At 66.7% G+C, this 15,437-nt stretch carries 15 protein-coding genes; 9 read left to right on the top strand and 6 right to left on the bottom strand.

Going from position 1 to position 15,437, the window contains the following annotated elements; all coding sequences use genetic code 11:
- Positions 1-234: 234 nt before the first annotated feature.
- The 3 genes from BJ960_RS10560 to BJ960_RS10550 are packed head-to-tail and all read left to right on the top strand — an operon-like array spanning position 235 to position 4,099.
- On the top strand, positions 235-1,257 hold the full coding sequence (locus tag BJ960_RS10560) for a phosphotransferase family protein (protein WP_185987257.1): 1,023 nt from the start codon (positions 235-237) through the stop codon (positions 1,255-1,257).
- Entirely contained in the window at positions 1,257-2,471 is a 1,215-nt protein-coding gene (locus BJ960_RS10555; RefSeq protein ID WP_185987256.1) for an acyl-CoA dehydrogenase family protein, read from the top strand. Before BJ960_RS10560 ends, BJ960_RS10555 begins: the two co-directional genes overlap by 1 nt.
- A gap of 44 nt (positions 2,472-2,515) precedes the next feature.
- Positions 2,516-4,099, top strand: a complete 1,584-nt coding sequence (locus BJ960_RS10550; RefSeq protein WP_185987255.1) for an AMP-binding protein — start codon at positions 2,516-2,518, stop codon at positions 4,097-4,099.
- A gap of 51 nt (positions 4,100-4,150) precedes the next feature.
- Here the strand turns inward: BJ960_RS10550 and BJ960_RS10545 are convergent, their stop codons facing one another.
- From BJ960_RS10545 to BJ960_RS10520, 6 genes are all read right to left on the bottom strand, one after another.
- Positions 4,151-5,437, bottom strand: coding sequence for an ABC transporter substrate-binding protein (locus BJ960_RS10545; RefSeq protein ID WP_185987254.1), 1,287 nt, complete (start codon positions 5,435-5,437; stop codon positions 4,151-4,153).
- A gap of 73 nt (positions 5,438-5,510) precedes the next feature.
- Positions 5,511-6,794: an ABC transporter substrate-binding protein gene (locus tag BJ960_RS10540; protein ID WP_185987253.1), complete on the bottom strand. Its 1,284-nt coding sequence runs from the start codon at positions 6,792-6,794 to the stop codon at positions 5,511-5,513.
- 28 nt (positions 6,795-6,822) lie between these two features.
- Complete coding sequence (locus tag BJ960_RS10535; protein ID WP_185987252.1) at positions 6,823-7,875, bottom strand: branched-chain amino acid ABC transporter permease; 1,053 nt, start codon at positions 7,873-7,875, stop codon at positions 6,823-6,825.
- On the bottom strand, positions 7,872-8,750 hold the full coding sequence (locus BJ960_RS10530; protein ID WP_185987251.1) for a branched-chain amino acid ABC transporter permease: 879 nt from the start codon (positions 8,748-8,750) through the stop codon (positions 7,872-7,874). Before BJ960_RS10530 ends, BJ960_RS10535 begins: the two co-directional genes overlap by 4 nt.
- On the bottom strand, positions 8,750-9,502 hold the full coding sequence (locus BJ960_RS10525) for an ABC transporter ATP-binding protein (protein ID WP_185987250.1): 753 nt from the start codon (positions 9,500-9,502) through the stop codon (positions 8,750-8,752). Before BJ960_RS10525 ends, BJ960_RS10530 begins: the two co-directional genes overlap by 1 nt.
- Positions 9,499-10,272 carry an ABC transporter ATP-binding protein gene (locus tag BJ960_RS10520; RefSeq protein WP_185987249.1) on the bottom strand — a complete coding sequence of 258 codons (774 nt, stop codon included), beginning with the start codon at positions 10,270-10,272 and terminating at the stop codon, positions 9,499-9,501. The genes BJ960_RS10525 and BJ960_RS10520 overlap by 4 nt, the downstream gene beginning before the upstream one ends.
- A 168-nt stretch (positions 10,273-10,440) precedes the next feature.
- Between BJ960_RS10520 and BJ960_RS10515 the strand changes: the two genes are divergently transcribed.
- From BJ960_RS10515 to BJ960_RS10490, 6 genes are all read left to right on the top strand, one after another.
- Positions 10,441-11,184, top strand: a complete 744-nt coding sequence (locus BJ960_RS10515) for an SDR family oxidoreductase (RefSeq protein ID WP_185987248.1) — start codon at positions 10,441-10,443, stop codon at positions 11,182-11,184.
- 59 nt (positions 11,185-11,243) lie between these two features.
- Positions 11,244-11,879, top strand: a complete 636-nt coding sequence (locus BJ960_RS10510; RefSeq protein ID WP_185987247.1) for a TetR/AcrR family transcriptional regulator — start codon at positions 11,244-11,246, stop codon at positions 11,877-11,879.
- Positions 11,821-12,825, top strand: coding sequence for an NADPH:quinone oxidoreductase family protein (locus BJ960_RS10505; RefSeq protein ID WP_237463462.1), 1,005 nt, complete (start codon positions 11,821-11,823; stop codon positions 12,823-12,825). Before BJ960_RS10510 ends, BJ960_RS10505 begins: the two co-directional genes overlap by 59 nt.
- On the top strand, positions 12,822-13,556 hold the full coding sequence (locus BJ960_RS10500) for a glucose 1-dehydrogenase (RefSeq protein WP_185987246.1): 735 nt from the start codon (positions 12,822-12,824) through the stop codon (positions 13,554-13,556). Before BJ960_RS10505 ends, BJ960_RS10500 begins: the two co-directional genes overlap by 4 nt.
- 64 nt (positions 13,557-13,620) lie before the next feature.
- On the top strand, positions 13,621-15,270 hold the full coding sequence (locus BJ960_RS10495) for a sodium-dependent transporter (RefSeq protein WP_185988255.1): 1,650 nt from the start codon (positions 13,621-13,623) through the stop codon (positions 15,268-15,270).
- On the top strand, positions 15,267-15,419 hold the full coding sequence (locus BJ960_RS10490; protein WP_119284245.1) for a MetS family NSS transporter small subunit: 153 nt from the start codon (positions 15,267-15,269) through the stop codon (positions 15,417-15,419). The genes BJ960_RS10495 and BJ960_RS10490 overlap by 4 nt, the downstream gene beginning before the upstream one ends.
- The last annotated feature ends 18 nt before the right edge of the window (positions 15,420-15,437 follow it).

Genomic DNA, 15,437 nt, shown 5'->3' with positions numbered 1-15,437 from the left:
ATGTGATCTGCTGAAGAAAAGCCCCCGCCGGGGCAATCTGGCATTAGACCTGTCGATCCCAGGTGCTGGCGCTGAGGTGGTTGGGGGCTGGGGCTCGGTGCTGGCGGTGTGGCTGCCGCATGTGCCATTCCTGGCGCTACCCGACCATTCCAAAAAGCACGTGTCGCGAACATACCGACCATCCGGTATGCTGGCCCTACGGTTCGAAGCCGAGCCGTAGGAAGACAGGTGCCGATGCCTGAGATCCCAGGCCTAGACGTTGCCGCGCTGTCCAAATGGTTCAGCGGGGCCCATCCAGATCTTGCGGCTGGACCGCTCCGCGCTGCGGTGATTGCCGGGGGTCGGTCGAATCTGACCTACGCGATCGAGGGCGCCCGCGTTCCGATGGTGTTGCGGCGGCCGCCGCTGGGCCACGTGCTCTCGAGCGCCCACGACATGGCCCGCGAGCATCGTGTTATTTCGGCGCTCGCAGGCACGGCGATCCCCGTTCCCGTGGCGATCGACCTCGTCGACGACACGGACGGCCCAATCACGGGAACGCCCTTCTTTCTGATGGAGAAGGCACCGGGCAAAGTCGTCGTTGACCGCGCCCAGAACGCGGCCTACGCCCGCGAGGAGATCCGCGGGATGAGCTTCGAACTCGTGCATCACCTCGCCGCGCTGCATTCGGTCGACGTGAACGCGGTCGGGCTCGCATCGTTTGGCAAGCCGGACGGGTATCTCGCGCGCCAGCTTTCGACCTGGCGGCGTCAGCTCAACGCGTCGCGCTCGCGGGAAGTGCCCGAGCTCGACCAGCTGCAGGCCGCGCTCGAGGTGGAGGTGCCGGAGACCACGCGCACCGGAATCGTGCACGGCGACTATCGGCTGGACAACGTGCTTGTCGACGGTAAGCCGCCCCGCGTGTCCGCGATCCTCGACTGGGAGATGGCGACCCTCGGTGACCCCCTTGTCGACCTCGGCATCTTCGCCCTGTACTGGGAGATCGGCAACCTTCCCAGCGGCGGTGCTATCTCGAGCGCGGTCGACCCCGCCGCGGGCTATCCGACGTTTGAGGAACTAGCCGACTATTACGCGGCCCAGTCCGGGATGACGCTGCCCGACCTGAGGTGGTACCGCGCGTTCGCAGCGTACAAGCTCGCAGTGATCCTCGAAGGGATTCACTACCGATACCAGGCCGGCGACACTGTCGGCGAAGGATTCGACCGGATAGGCGACCTCGTCAGGCCGCTTGCCGAGAATGGACTGAAGGTGCTCTGATGGATTTCGCCCACGACCAGGTAACCCTCGATCTCACCGCACAAGTGCGCAAGTTTGTCGACGACGTCGTCATCCCTGCGGAACCGACGCTTGACGAACAGCTCGCGGCCGACCCTGATAACTGGGGCACCCAGCCGATCGTGCGGGAGCTCCAGGCGCAGGCCCGCGAGCTCGGGCTGTGGAACCTCTTCCTGCCAGGCGACCCGGCGGTCACCGGGGCTGCCGGCCTTACGAACCTGCAATACGCGGCCGTCGCGGAGATCACCGGGTGGAGCCCGCGGCTCGCGCCCGAGGCCCTCAACTGTGCCGCCCCTGACACGGGCAATATGGAGGTGCTCAACGACTTCGGCACTCCGGAGCAGAAGGACCGGTGGCTGAAGCCGCTCCTGAACTCCGAGATTCGGTCGGCGTTCTGTATGACCGAGCCCGACGTCGCATCGAGCGACGCGACAAACATTGGCACACTCATCACCCGTGACGGCGACGACTACGTCATTTCGGGCCGGAAGTGGTGGTCGACCGGAGCGATGAACCCGGAAGCCGAGATCTTTATTGTGATGGGCAAGACCGACCCGAACGCTGAACGGCACCGGCAGCAATCGATGATCCTCGTGCCTCGCGATACCCCCGGTGTCACGGTCGTACGCCCCTTGACTGTGTTTGGCTACAACGACCGCGACCACGGCGGGCACGCCGAGGTGCTGTTCGAGGACGTGCGGGTGCCCGCAACGAACCTCATCGGCGCTGAAGGCGACGGCTTTGCGATTGCGCAGGCGAGGCTCGGCCCGGGACGTATTCACCACTGCATGCGTGCCCTCGGCATGGGGGAGCGCGCGCTCTCGCTCGCGATCGAGCGCGCGAACTCACGGCGCGCGTTCGGGCGGTCGCTGTCGGAGCAGGGCGTCATCCGCGAGTGGATCGCGGAATCCCGAATCCAGCTCGAGTCGCTGCGTCTGCTCGTCTTGAAGACAGCCTGGCTCATGGACACCGTCGGCAATCGTGCGGCGATGACCGAGATCCAGTCGATCAAGATCGCGGTGCCGCGCGCGGTGCAGGAGATTATCGATCGCGCGATCCAGATCTTCGGCGGCGCCGGAGTGAGCGACGATACCCCGCTCGCGGCGCTCTACGCCGGTGTGCGAACGTTGCGCATCGCCGACGGCCCCGACGAAGTCCACCTCAACAGCCTCGGCAAGGCGCAGCTCAGGCTGTAGCCGGCGCCACGAAGCACGATCCGAACGTCAAAGGAGACACCACGATGGCACACCCGCACGACCCCGCGGTAGACGGACGAGGACACACGACGCTGTCTGTCGCGAGCATCCTCAGCGAGTCCGCGATTCGGCACGCCGACAGACCCGCAGTGTTCTTCAACGGAGACTCGATCACCTACCGCGATCTGTGGGATCAAAGCCGGGCCTACGCCGGAGCGATGCGCGCCCGTGGCATTGGGCGCGGCGACCGAGTCGCGATCATGATCCCGAACGTGCCCGACTTTCCCCGCGTCTATTATGCGGTGCTGGCGCTTGGGGCGATCGTCGTGCCGATCCACCTGCTCCTGAAAGCGGAGGAGATCAGCCGGATGCTTGCGGACGCGGGCGCCGATCTGTTTATCGCGTCGGCTACCTCACTCGGCGAGGCGGCACCAGCCGCCGCTGAAGCCGGCGTGCCACTCATGACGGTGCTGCTCCCTCCCGACGCACACGGTGACTTTGCCAGGCTCGAGGTCGAGGCCGCGACGGCCGAACCCATCAAACGGATCGAGCCAACCGGGCCGCTGGATGCCGCGACGATCCTGTTCACGAGCGGCACGACTGGCACGCCGAAGGGCGCCGTCGGAACTCACCTCTCGATCGTCGAGCAGGTGCACGCCGGGCTCATCGACGGCGTGCAGGTGCGCAGCGAGGACGTCACGTTCGGCGGTCTTCCGCTCTTCCACACATTCGGACAGACGTCGGTGCTGAACATGGCGTTCCGCGCAGGCAGCGCGGTCATCCTGATGCCGCGCTTCGACGGTGACGAAGCGCTCAAGCTCATGGTGAAGCATCAAGCGACGGTGTTCGTTGGCGTACCGACGATGTACGTCGGTCTCGTCGAAGCGGCGCGGCGCACGGACGCGCGGCCGCCGCTCCGCTTCGCGAACTCCGGCGGCGCGGCGCTGACCGTCGCGCTGCTGGAGGCGTTCGAGGCGGCATACGGTGTCCCGCCGTATGAGGGATACGGTCTCACCGAGACCGCGCCGACCGTCAGCGTGAACACGTACGGCAAGCCGACGGTGCCGGGCACGGTCGGCGAGACGCTCTGGGGCGTCGATGTCGCGATCGCCGATCCTGACGTTGAGGATCGCATCGACTTCATCGATGAGGAGGACGGGCTCGGCGAGATCGTGGTTCGCGGGCACAACGTGTTCAAGGGCTACGTGGGCCGCGAGGAGGCGACACGGGAGGCGATCGTCGACGGCTGGTTCCGGACCGGTGACCTCGGCACCTATCGCGACGGCATGCTCACGATCGTCGACCGCAAGAAGGACATGATCCTGCGCTCCGGCTACAACGTGTACCCGACCGAGGTGGAGGCGGTGCTCGCGCGGCATCCGAAGGTCGCGGCCTCCGCGGTGTTCGGGATCGCCGACGACGTCCGCGGACAGGAGATTCACGCGGCAGTGCTGCCACGCGACGGGGTCGAGATCGATCCCGCCGAGATCATCGACTACGCGAAGGAGCACGTCGCAGCATACAAGTATCCCCGCGTCGTGCACATCGTGGAGGATCTGCCGCTGGGCGCCAGCGGCAAGATCCTGAAGCGCGAGCTGCAGCGCATGTTCGATCCCGCGACCGCGTAGAACGCAGCGATGCCCCCGCCGACCGGCGGGGGCATCGTTCTCTCTTGAGTCCTACGAGCCGGGGATTCCCTTGCCCGTCAGCGGGACCGGATCGAGCTCAATCGGCGAGATCGTGTCGCCCTGCAATTGGTAGGCGATGCCGTCGTAGTCCTGGCGGCCGTCTTGCACAACATTGATTCCGACACCCTTGTACGAGGAGTGGTCGTCGGCCGCGAAATTGGCTGGCAGGACGCCGTTGCCCACGATCACGCCGGAACCAATCGCCTCAACAATCGACTCTCGGGTTGGCTGCTCGCCGGCGGCATAGAGCGCCTCGGTGAACATGTATGCGGCACTCATGCCGTTGAACGTCGGCCCCGTGAACGGCGCATCCGAGTTGTAGTCCTTGTTGATCTGTTTGAAGAACGCCGACCAGTCGTTGTCGCCGTGCGCCGGCTGCAAGAACCCTGCGGAAACGAACCCTTCAAGGAGCTCAGGGCCGCCGTCGCCCAGCAGATCGACCAGGACCGAATAGTCGGCGCCGATCGAGGGAACGAGCCAGGTCGGCTCCCACGCGAGCCGGGCCGCCGTCGTCAACGCAAGCGAGACGAAACCGGGGATCGCCGCGAGCACGACGGCGTCGCATCCCGCGCTTTTGAGTGCGCCCATCTGTGCAGTCATGTCGGCATTCGACGTCGAGTATTCCTCAATGTGTGCGAGCCCGTCCGACCCCAGCGCGATCTCAGCGCCGATGCGAGTATCGCCGCCGAGGTCGTCGTCTTGACCGAGAAAGCACACGGTTTGGCCGGGAAGCTCATCGTTTGCGTACTGACCGAGGGCTGCGCCCTCCACGACGTAGCTCGGGTTAAACGGGAACATGTTTGGATACTGCTCCGGCTGGTTCCACGTTGTGGAGCCGGACGCGACAAACAGATCCGGCACGTCGCTGTCATTGAGGTAGTCAACGACCGAGGTGTGCGGTGGCGTGCCGAGCCCGTTGAAGATCGCGAAGACGCCGTCGTCTTGCACGAGCTCGCGCACCACCATCTGGGTGTTCGCGGGGTTGTAGCCGTCATCCTTGACGATGTAATTGATCTTGCGGCCGTGGACGCCGCCGTTGTCATTCACGTAGGCGAAGTACGCGAGCGCCCCAGCTGACACCGAGGCGTAGCCGGGTGCAGCGGGCCCCGTGAGCGGGGTGTGGGTGCCGATCGTGATGGTGTCGTCGGTGACGCCAGGAACCTGGGTCCCGCTTGCGCCGCCGTCAGACGTTGGAGTGCTGCACGAGGTGAGCACGAGCGCGGCGACCGCCGCTGCCGCAACGAGCGCGGCACGAGAAGCATGGGAACGAAATAACATGTGACCCTCTTCCTGCGTAGTGAGTTCCCTGGGCGGGGCGCGAAACGCCCCGCCCAGGGCTGAACGCGCAGTGCTACGAGCCGGGCACCCCGTCTGGAACAAACGGGACCGGTTCCATCACTACCCGTGTCGCCTCCCCGCCGTCGACGGTGTAGGCAACATCATTGAAGTTTTGGACGCCGTCGTGCATCTCAACGATGCCGACGGTGAAGTACGAACCGTGGTTGTCCTCGGAGAACGAGAGCGGCGCGACGCCGTTACCCGTGAGACTGCCGGAGCGAATGACTTCGAGTATGCCCTCGCGGGTCGGGTGCTTGCCGGTCTGCTCGAGGGCCTCCGCGAAGAGGTACGCGGCACTCATGCCGAACACGGTGTTGCCGTTGAAGGGGGCTCCGTTGTTGTATTCCTCGTTGATCTCCCGAAACAGATCGACCCACTCGCCGTCGGCGTAGGCGCCGGGCAGGTTGTTCACGCCGGTGAGGTTCTCAAGCAGCGCCGGCCCGACATCCTCGCCCAGGATCTCGACGAGCGTCGCATAGTCGAGCCCGACGGAGGTGACGAACCACTTCGTATCCCAGCCGATGCGGGCGGCCGTGCCCATCGCGAGCGCGGTGAATGCCGGAATGCTGCCGAGAATGTTGATCTCGCATCCCGCCGCCTGCATGGCGCCGACCTGCGCGGTGAGGTCGGGGTTCGACGTCGAGTATTCCTCCGCGAGCGTGACGCCGTCGTCGCCGAGATTCGCGGTGACGCCCTCCAGCATGAATCCGCCGAGGTCATCGTCCTGCCCGAGCACGCAGACCTTCTTGCCCGGGTACTCGTCGGTTGCGTATTGCGCGAGGGCGGCGCCTTCGACGGCATAGTCTGGGTTGAACGCGAACGTGTACGGGTACTTCTCTGGCTGATTCCAACTCTTCGATCCGGTTGCGACGAAGAGGTCAGGGACCTGATTCTCATTGAGGTATTCGAGGACGGCGGTGTGCGGCGCCGTGCCGATGCCGTTGAAGATCGCGAAGACCTGGTCGTCTTGGACCAGCTCGCGCACGACCATCTGGGTGTTCGCGGGATTGTAGGCGTCGTCCTTGATGATGTAGTTGATCGAGCGGCCGTGGATGCCGCCTTGATCGTTGAGGTACTCGAAGTACGCGAGCGCGGCCGCGGAGACGTCTGAGTAGCCGGGGGCCGCCGGGCCCGTGAGCGGCGTGTGCGTCCCGATAGTGATGGTGTCGTCGGTCACGCCCGGGGTCGCACCGTCTGCGGATCCGGAGGTCGGGGTGCTGCACCCCGAGAGCGCGAGGCCGAGCGCGGTGGCGCCGGCGATCGTCGCAACAACGCTGTTGCGCGTGAATCGTGTCATGAACGTCATCTTTCGTTGTGGTCGGTGGTTACGCGGTGGAAGTTGGGGCTTGCCTGTCGGCGCGCCCCGTGAGCTTGGGAACCAGGTCGACGATCCCGCCCGGCCTGACGAGGATCGTCACGGTGAGGAGCGCCCCGAAGACCAGCACCGGGAGGTTGCCGGTGAGGCGCTGGGTCATGTCCGCGGAGAGCGGCAACTGGGAAGTCGCAGTGGTGATCAACCAGGGCAGCATGACGACGAGCACTGAGCCCAACGCCGCGCCACCGATGCTGCCGAGCCCGCCGAGCACGACGGCGACGACGAGCAGGAGCGAGAAGGGGAGCGTGTACGCGCCCGGGCTCACCGACTGCGTGATGAAGCACAGCACGGCCCCGCCGGCGCCCGCCGCGACCGCACTCACCGTGAACGCCGACACCTTGATTCGGCCGGCGGCCACGCCGTTGAGCCGCGCGGCGGTCTCGTCGTCGCGCACTGCCCGCATGCGGAGGCCGAAGGCGCCATTGCGCAGTAGGGTGAGCCAGGTCACCAGCACACCGGCGACGAGGATCGCGACCCAGGCGTGCCACTGTTCGGCGGCGATGAGCGAGCGCAGCCCATCAGGGACCCCCTGGTACGCGGTGGGAAGGCCCTGGTCCCCGCCGAGGACTTTGAAGGTCGCCGCGACGGCGGGGACCGACACGACGAGCGCGAGCGTCACGCCCGCAAGATAGGGGCCGTGGAGCCGCGCCGCGGCGAGGCCGAGCAGCAGCCCCAACAGCCCGGCGACAACGACGGCGGCGAGGAACGCAAGCAGGAACCGGACGACGCCGTCGACGCCGCCCTCGGCGAGAGCGTTTGCCGTGAGGGCGTACCCGTACCCGCCGGCGGCCATGAGCGCCGCGTGCCCGAGCGACAGCTGGCCGCTCTGACCGACGAGGAGGGTAAGCCCCGCCGTCACAGAGAAGTACGCGGCGATTGTTGCGAACTGGAAGTTGCGGTACGGGTCGAGCAGGAATGTCGCGGCGATCGCGAGGACGGTGAGGATCGTTCCAAAGACGACGATGCGGCTCCTGCCGCGCAGTGAGGGCAGCAAGCGGGTCATGCGCTCCGCTCCTTCCGAGTCGAGAAGACCCCGCCCGGCTTGACGAGCAGGACGAGAACGAGGATGGCGAGCACGCCGATGGGGGCGACCGTCGCACCGAGGTAGCCTGTCAGAAGGCTCATCGCGACGCCGACGATGAGCCCGCCAAACAGGGCGCCGACGGGGGAGTCGAGGCCGCCGATGACCGCGACCGCGAACGCATAGACGAAGAGCATGTCGGTCGCGTGCGGGTTGAGTCCGAGCTCGGTCGGAACGAGCAGGATCGCGGCGAGCGCGGCAACGGCGCTCGACAGCATCCAACCGATGGTGACCATGTTCGTCACGCGCACACCGAGCAGCCGCGAGACCGCGGGGGCGAACGCTGACGCCCTGAGCTGGAGTCCGAGCGAGGTCCGTGAGAACACGATCGCGAGCGCCACCATGACGGCGATCGTGATGCCGATCGTGAAGAGGTCGTTCGGCGAGAGCAGCGGTACCCCACCGATCACGATCGCGCTGCGATCGAACGGCGCACGCATCGCGCGGTACTGGGATCCGAAGAAGATCCCGAGGAGCGACTGCAGGACCATCACGAGCCCGATCGCGGCGAGCACACCGGTGAGGTGCGAAGACTGCGGGGCGAAACGCATGACACCGCGCTCAACGACGAGTCCGATGAATGCGCCAGCGAGGATCCCCGCTGCGAGCCCAGCAAAATAGCTGCCGGTGGCGCCAGAGACGGCGAACGCAACGTACGTCGCAACGAGCGCCATCGCCGCCTGCGCGAAGTTGATGATCCGGGTCGCCCGCCAGATGAGGACGAGCGACAGCGCGAACAGTGCGAAGATCGCGCCGCGCGCGAGCCCCGTAGCGAACAGAAACGTAAACCTATCCATCAGAACCCCAGGTATGCATGTCGAAGTGCGGAATCCTCGGCGAGGGTGGCTGCGTCAGCGTCGACCACGACCTTGCCGAGGTTGAGAACGACGCCTCGGTCGGCGATGGAGAGCGCCCCGGTGACGTTCTGCTCAGCGAGCAGCACCGTCAGGCCACGCTCTCTCGCAGTCTCACGTAGCGTCCGCATGATCTGCGCCACCACGAGCGGGGCGAGACCGAGGGAGGGCTCATCCAGCGCCAGCAGCCGAGGCTCGGCGATCAGGGCGCGGCCCAGCGCGAGCATCTGGCGCTCGCCGCCGGAGAGCTGGTGCCCGTCGGCATCCTTGCGTCGTTCGAGGGGCTCGAACATCTCGTAGATCCCGCGGATTGCCCGCTCCCGCGCGGCGCCGCGGTGGCGCCAGAGCGCACCCAGGCGTAGGTTCTCCTCGACGGTGAGCTCGCCGACCACGCTCTGGCCGTCGGGCACGAGGGCGAGGCCGTTCCGAGCCCGATCCTCGGTGCGCATGCCGCGGAGGTCGGTGCCGTCCAGGCGGATGGTGCCTGCCGTCGCGCGAACCCTGCCGGTGAGCGCGCCGAGCAGTGTCGTCTTCCCCGCGCCGTTCGCGCCGAGCAGTGCCACGACTTCACCGGGCCGCGCCTCAATGCTCACGTCGTGGAGGACGGGCCCGCCGCCGTAGCCGACGGTGAGGCCCGCGATCGAGAGCGCAGCGCCGGAGCGCGTGGCCGGCGTTGCCGCACTGGTGGCGCTCATGCCGTTCCTCCCATTCCGGCCGGCGAGGTGCCGTCGCCAGTCGCGGCGACGCCCAAGTAGGCCTCCTCGACGCGCGGATTCGTGCGAATCTCGTCGGGGGTGCCGCGAGCGATCACCTTGCCGAAATCGAGCACGACGATCCGGTCGGCGAGGTCCATGACGAAGTCGACGTGGTGCTCGACGAGCAGAACCGAGCGGCCGCTCGCCGCGACGTCCCGCACCGTCTGCGACAGCGTCGCAATGTCCTCGTTGCCGAGGCCTCCCGCCGGCTCATCGAGCAGCAGGAGTTTGGGGTCGGTCACGAGCGCCCGCGCGAGGGCGACGCGCTTGCGATCCGGGTAGGACAGCTCTGAGACCTGGCGATCCGCGAGATGGCTCAGGTCGAGCTCGGCGAGCTGCGCCGTCGCGATATCGATGGCGTTGAGCTTTCCCACGAGGGGGAGCCTGACGTTTTCGAGCACGGTCATGCTCGAAAACAGCCCGAGCCCTTGGAGCGTTCGAGACAGGCCGAGGCCGCCGAGCTTCGGCGTCTGCCGTGGGGTGACCGTGCCGTCGATCTTGATTGTCCCCGCGCAGCGCAGCAGCCTACAGACCGCATTGAACACGGTGGTCTTGCCGGCCCCATTCGGGCCTATGAGCGCGACCACTTCGCTCGGTTGTACGTCGAACGAAACATTGTCGACCGCGGTGAGCCCGCCAAATCTGACAGTGAGCTGATCGACCTCGAGCCGGGGATCGGAGTGGGTGGGGTGGGTGGTGTGTGAATTCATCGGCACCTCTTCGTGTCGTTGGTGGCCCCACCATATGCAATAAACCGACCGGACGGTTTGTTGTGTTCGCAATTCGTGATAATTCGGTGACCATCGGATGCGGTCGGCGGGGGACGGTGCTATCGTGGTCAAACCGACTGGCCGGTATGTTCGACGCAAGGAGGCGCCATGCTCACACCACGTTTCGCTGAGACTGTCACTATCGTTACGGGAGCGAGCCGTGGCATCGGACTCGCTATCGCCGAGCGGCTCACGCTCGAGGGCGGATCGGTGGTGATCACCGGGCGCAACAAGGAGGCGCTCGACGAGGCCGTCGACGCACTCGGCCCCAACGCCTCGGGCGTCGCGGGGCGCGCCGACGACCCCGAGCATCGCGCGGCAGTCTTCGCGCACGTCGCCGAGCGGTACGGACGCCTCGACCATCTGGTGAACAACGCTGGCATCAATCCCGTCTACGGTCCGATCGCCGAGGTCGAAGCTGGCGCGGCCCGCAAGATCCTCGACGTCAACGTGATCGCATCGCTCGACTGGACGCGCGACGCGGTCGCTGCGGGCCTGAGCCGCAGCGTCGTGAACATCGCGTCGGCCGCCGGACTCGGAGCGAGCCCGGGCATCGCGTTCTACGGGATCTCCAAGGCCGCCCTCATGAACCTCACCGTCCAGCTCGCGTACGAGCTCGCCCCACAGATCCGCGTGAACGCCGTGGCCCCCGCCGTCGTGAAAACCTCGTTCGCGCGCGCCCTCTACGAGGGGCAGGAGAGCGAGGTGTCCGCGGCGTATCCGCTGGCGAGGCTCGGCGAACCCGAAGATATCGCTGGGCCGGTCGCGTTCCTGCTCTCGGCGGACGCGGGTTGGATCACCGGTCAGACGGTGCCGATCGACGGCGGCGGAAGCATCCGGCCGATTCTGTAGCCCGCACGCGGCCGGTGGGAAACGGCGCGACGTCCGGGCAATAGGGAAGAATGGCTCGAATGAAGCAATCACAGGTAGTCAGCGACGTTATCCGCGCCGCTGTTGAGCTCTTCGCCGAGCGCGGATATGCCAACACGAGCGTGCAAGACATCGTCGACGCAGCGGGGGTCACCAAGGGCGCGATGTACCACTACTTCGAGTCGAAGGATGACCTGTTGTTCGGCATTTACGACCGGGTGCTGTCGCTACAGCAGTCGCACCTCGACGTGATCGTCGGCGAGGGCGGGGACGTCGATGACGTCTTGCGTGCAGTGTGCGTCGACGTCCTTGAGACGTCGATCGAATACCTCGCGGAGGGGACGGTGTTCTTCAGGAGCATGGACATGCTCTCGGAGCCCCGCCGCAAGGAGGTTGTACGGCGCCGTCGCGCGTACAACGATGAGTTCGCGGCCCTGGTGAGACAGGGGCAGCGGGAGGGGAACTACCGGGACGACATTCCGGTTCCCGTGCTCATCGCCCATTTCTTCAGCGACGTCCACTACCTCTCGTATTGGTACTCGGAGGAGAGCCCGGAGGACCGGACGCTCGCGGCAGTGCAGATCACAGACCTGTTTATGTCGAGTCTAAGGAGACCAGATGTCCACACCACACCCGCAGGAGACGATGCGCGCGTGGCGCGTCACGACGCTCGGTGAGCCCGCCGACGCGCTTTCCCTCTCAACCGTCGAGACGCCGACCCCCGGCCCGGGAGAAGTGCTCATCCGTGTCGGCGCCGTCGCGGCAAACTTTCCGGACGTGCTGCTCGCGCGCGGCGAGTATCAGGTCAAGCCGGAGCTTCCATTCACGCCCGGAGTCGAGTGCAGCGGCAGCGTAGTCGCGCTCGGTGACGGCGTGACCAATGTCAGCGTGGGCGACAGGGTCGTCGCCTACAGCATCGGCGTGCTCGCGGAGTACGCCGTCGTTCCCGCGGACGCCGTTCAACCCATCCCCGACACGCTCGACGACGTGCACGCCGCAGGTCTGACGATCGCGTATCAGACGGCATGGTTCGCGCTGCACCGCCGGGCGCACCTCGGCACGGGGGAATGGCTCCTCGTGCACGCGGCGGCGGGCGGGGTGGGCGCTGCCGCCGTGCAACTCGGCGCGGCGGCCGGCGCACGTGTCATCGGCGTCGTCGGAACCGAGGCGAAGGCCGCGGTTGCCCGAGAGGCCGGCGCCGAGCACGTGATCCTGCGTGGCGACGACGTCGCGGCGGAGGTGAAGCGGATCACCGGTGGGCACGGCGCGGACGTCGTCTTCGACCCGGTCGGCGGGGACGCGTTCGTCGCGTCGACGCGGTCGATTGCGTTCGAAGGCCGGATCGTCGTGATCGGGTTCGCCAGCGGGACCATCCCCGAGCTCGCGATGAACCGGCCGCTCATCAAGAACTACGCGGTGCTCGGCCTCTACTGGGGGCTCTACCAGGAGAAGGCGCCCCACCTCGTCGGCGAGGCGCACACGGAACTCGTCCGGCTGTTCGAGGCCGGTGCGATTTCGCCGGTCGTCGACCATACCGTCGCGTTTGACGACGCCCCCGCCGCGCTGACGGCGCTCGCAACGGCGAACACCGTCGGCCGCGTCGTGATCGAGGTCGCATCATGATCGCGCTCGATGGAAAAGTCGCACTCGTCACTGGCGGCGCGCGCGGGATCGGCGAGGCCTACACTCGGGCGCTGCACGCCGCCGGCGCGCGTGTCGTGCTCGCGGACGTGCTCGCCCCGGAGGGCGCCGCGCTCGCCGCCGAACTCGGCGACGGCGCCCGGTTCGTGGAGCTCGACTTGCGCGACGAGCAGCAGTGGACCGCCGCCGTCGATGCTGCCGTTGCCGCCTTCGGTGCGATCGACGTGCTCGTCAACAACGCTGGCATCGAGAACGCCGCGCCCATCGAGCACCTCACGCTCGAGAAGTGGGACGCGGTGATCGGGGTAAACCTCACCGGCGTCTTCCTCGGCTGCCGGGCAGTCGTGCCCACGATGAAGCGCCAGGGCAGCGGCTCGATCATCAACATTTCCTCCGTCGAGGGTATGCGCGGCAGCCCGGGCCTGCACGGCTACACGGCGTCGAAGTTCGGCGTGCGCGGGCTCTCCGCATCGCTCGCGGTCGAGCTCGGCCCGGCAGGGATCAGGGTGAACTCGGTCCACCCCGGATACATTGCGACGCAGATGTCGGCGAGGATCGATCCTGATCGGCTGGATATCCCGCTCGGGCGCCCGGGCGCACCCGAGGATCTCGTCGGGACGATCCTGTTTCTCGCGAGCGAGGCGTCCTCGTTCACGAGCGGCGCGGAGTTCGTCGTCGACGGCGGCATGATCGCTGGCATCCCGCACCGCTGACATCGTCTCTGCTACGCTCGCTGCAGACTTTCACGACGAAGACAACAGGGACGTGAGTATCAACATGACGCAGCGCGAAACCACAGCTGCCCCGCCCCGTGCGGAATGGACGGGGCAGTTTGGGTTCATCATCTCGGCGATCGGATCGGCCGTCGGGCTCGGGAACATCTGGCGGTTCCCCGGAGTCGCCTACGAGAACGGCGGCGGGGCGTTTCTCATCCCGTACATCGTCGCGCTGCTGACAGCGGGCATCCCGATCCTGTTCCTCGACTACGCGATCGGACACCGCTTCCGCGGATCGGCACCGCTCGCGCTGCGCCGGCTCGCCGGCAAGCTCGGTGAGGGCATCGGCTGGTTCCAGGTGATGATCTGTGTGTTCATCGCGATCTACTACACGGCGGTGCTCGCGTGGGCGTCGAGCTACTTTGTGTTCTCGTTCGACCTGCGCTGGGGCGATGACGCGGCAGGCTTCTTCACGGGCGACTACCTGCAGACCGCGCAAGAGCCATTCACGATGCAGTTCGTGCCGAGCGTGCTCATCCCGCTCATCCTCATGTGGGTGGTTGCGCTCGTCGTGCTCGGCGCCGGTGTCGTGCGAGGCGTGCAGCGCCTGAACATGATCGCGATCCCGCTGCTTGTCGTCGGGTTCCTGATCCTCGTCGTGCGCGCGCTGTTCCTCCCGGGCGCTGCCGACGGCCTGAACGCGCTCTTCACCCCTGACTTCGCCGCGCTGCTCGACCCCTCCGTCTGGGTCGCCGCCTACAGTCAGATCTTCTTCTCGCTCTCCGTCGCGTTCGGCATCATGATGACCTACGCCTCATACCGGCGCAGGCGGTCAAACATGACCTCGCCCGGCCTCGTGGTCGCGTTCGGCAACTCGTCGTTCGAGATCCTTGCGGGGATCGGCGTCTTCGCGACGCTCGGGTTCTTCGCGCACCAGCAGGGGGTCGCCGTTGCCGACCTCGAGGGGCTGAAGGGCGTCGGGCTCGCCTTCATGACGTTCCCGGCGATTGCCGCGCAGATGCCGGGCGGGGAGATCTTCGGCGCCCTGTTCTTCGGTGCATTGACGCTTGCGGGCCTCACGTCGATGATCTCGATCATGGAGGTGATCCTCGCCGGCGTGATGGACAAGTTCGGTCTGAGCCGTCGCGGCGCCGTCTACGGGATCGGCGGCGTGCTCGCGCTCGTCTCGCTCGCGCTGTTTGGCACGACGTCGGGGCTCACCGCGCTCGACACCATCGACAACTGGGCGAACAACATCGGCATCGTCGCGTCGGCTGTCGTGATGACGATCACCGTGCTCTGGATCAGGCGGGCGGGCACCGAGCTGAGCGGGCACCTGAGCGCGCTGTCGACCTTCAAGGTCGGTCGCACCTGGCTGTTCTTTGTGTCCGTGCTCGGGCCGATCGTGCTGAGCTACATGCTCGTGACGACGATTATCGGGCTCATCCAGGAACCCTACTCCGGCTACGACACCGGCTACCTCGCGATCGTCGGCTGGGGCTCTGTGGTCGTGATGATCGCGGGCTCCATCGCGCTGACGCTCAGCCCGTGGCGCTACGACCCCACCCAGTTCACGCCCTGGCCGCCCGTCGCGAAGCGGTCGGCGAGGTCGGCGAAGCGATCGGCGAAGCGGTCAGCGAAGGCCGCAGCGAAGGCCGCAAGGAACGCCGCTCAGATCACGCCGGCGACGACGAATGGAACCGACCGATGACCCCCATTGCCATCACCTTCCTCGTGCTCGCGCTGACGATCATCTGGGGCGGACTCATCGCGAGCACCGTCTTTCTTGCGCGCCGCTCTGAGGTCGCCGCCTATCCCGAGGGTGGCGAGGACCTCGCCGGCGAGCGGATCGAAGAGTAGCCGAGCCGGGGCGCTGCC

This window comes from Leucobacter aridicollis (genome assembly GCF_013409595.1).
GTDB lineage: Bacteria > Actinomycetota > Actinomycetes > Actinomycetales > Microbacteriaceae > Leucobacter > Leucobacter aridicollis.
The sequence above is the reverse complement of the archived record's forward strand: the minus strand, read 5'-3'. Positions and strand labels throughout refer to the sequence as shown.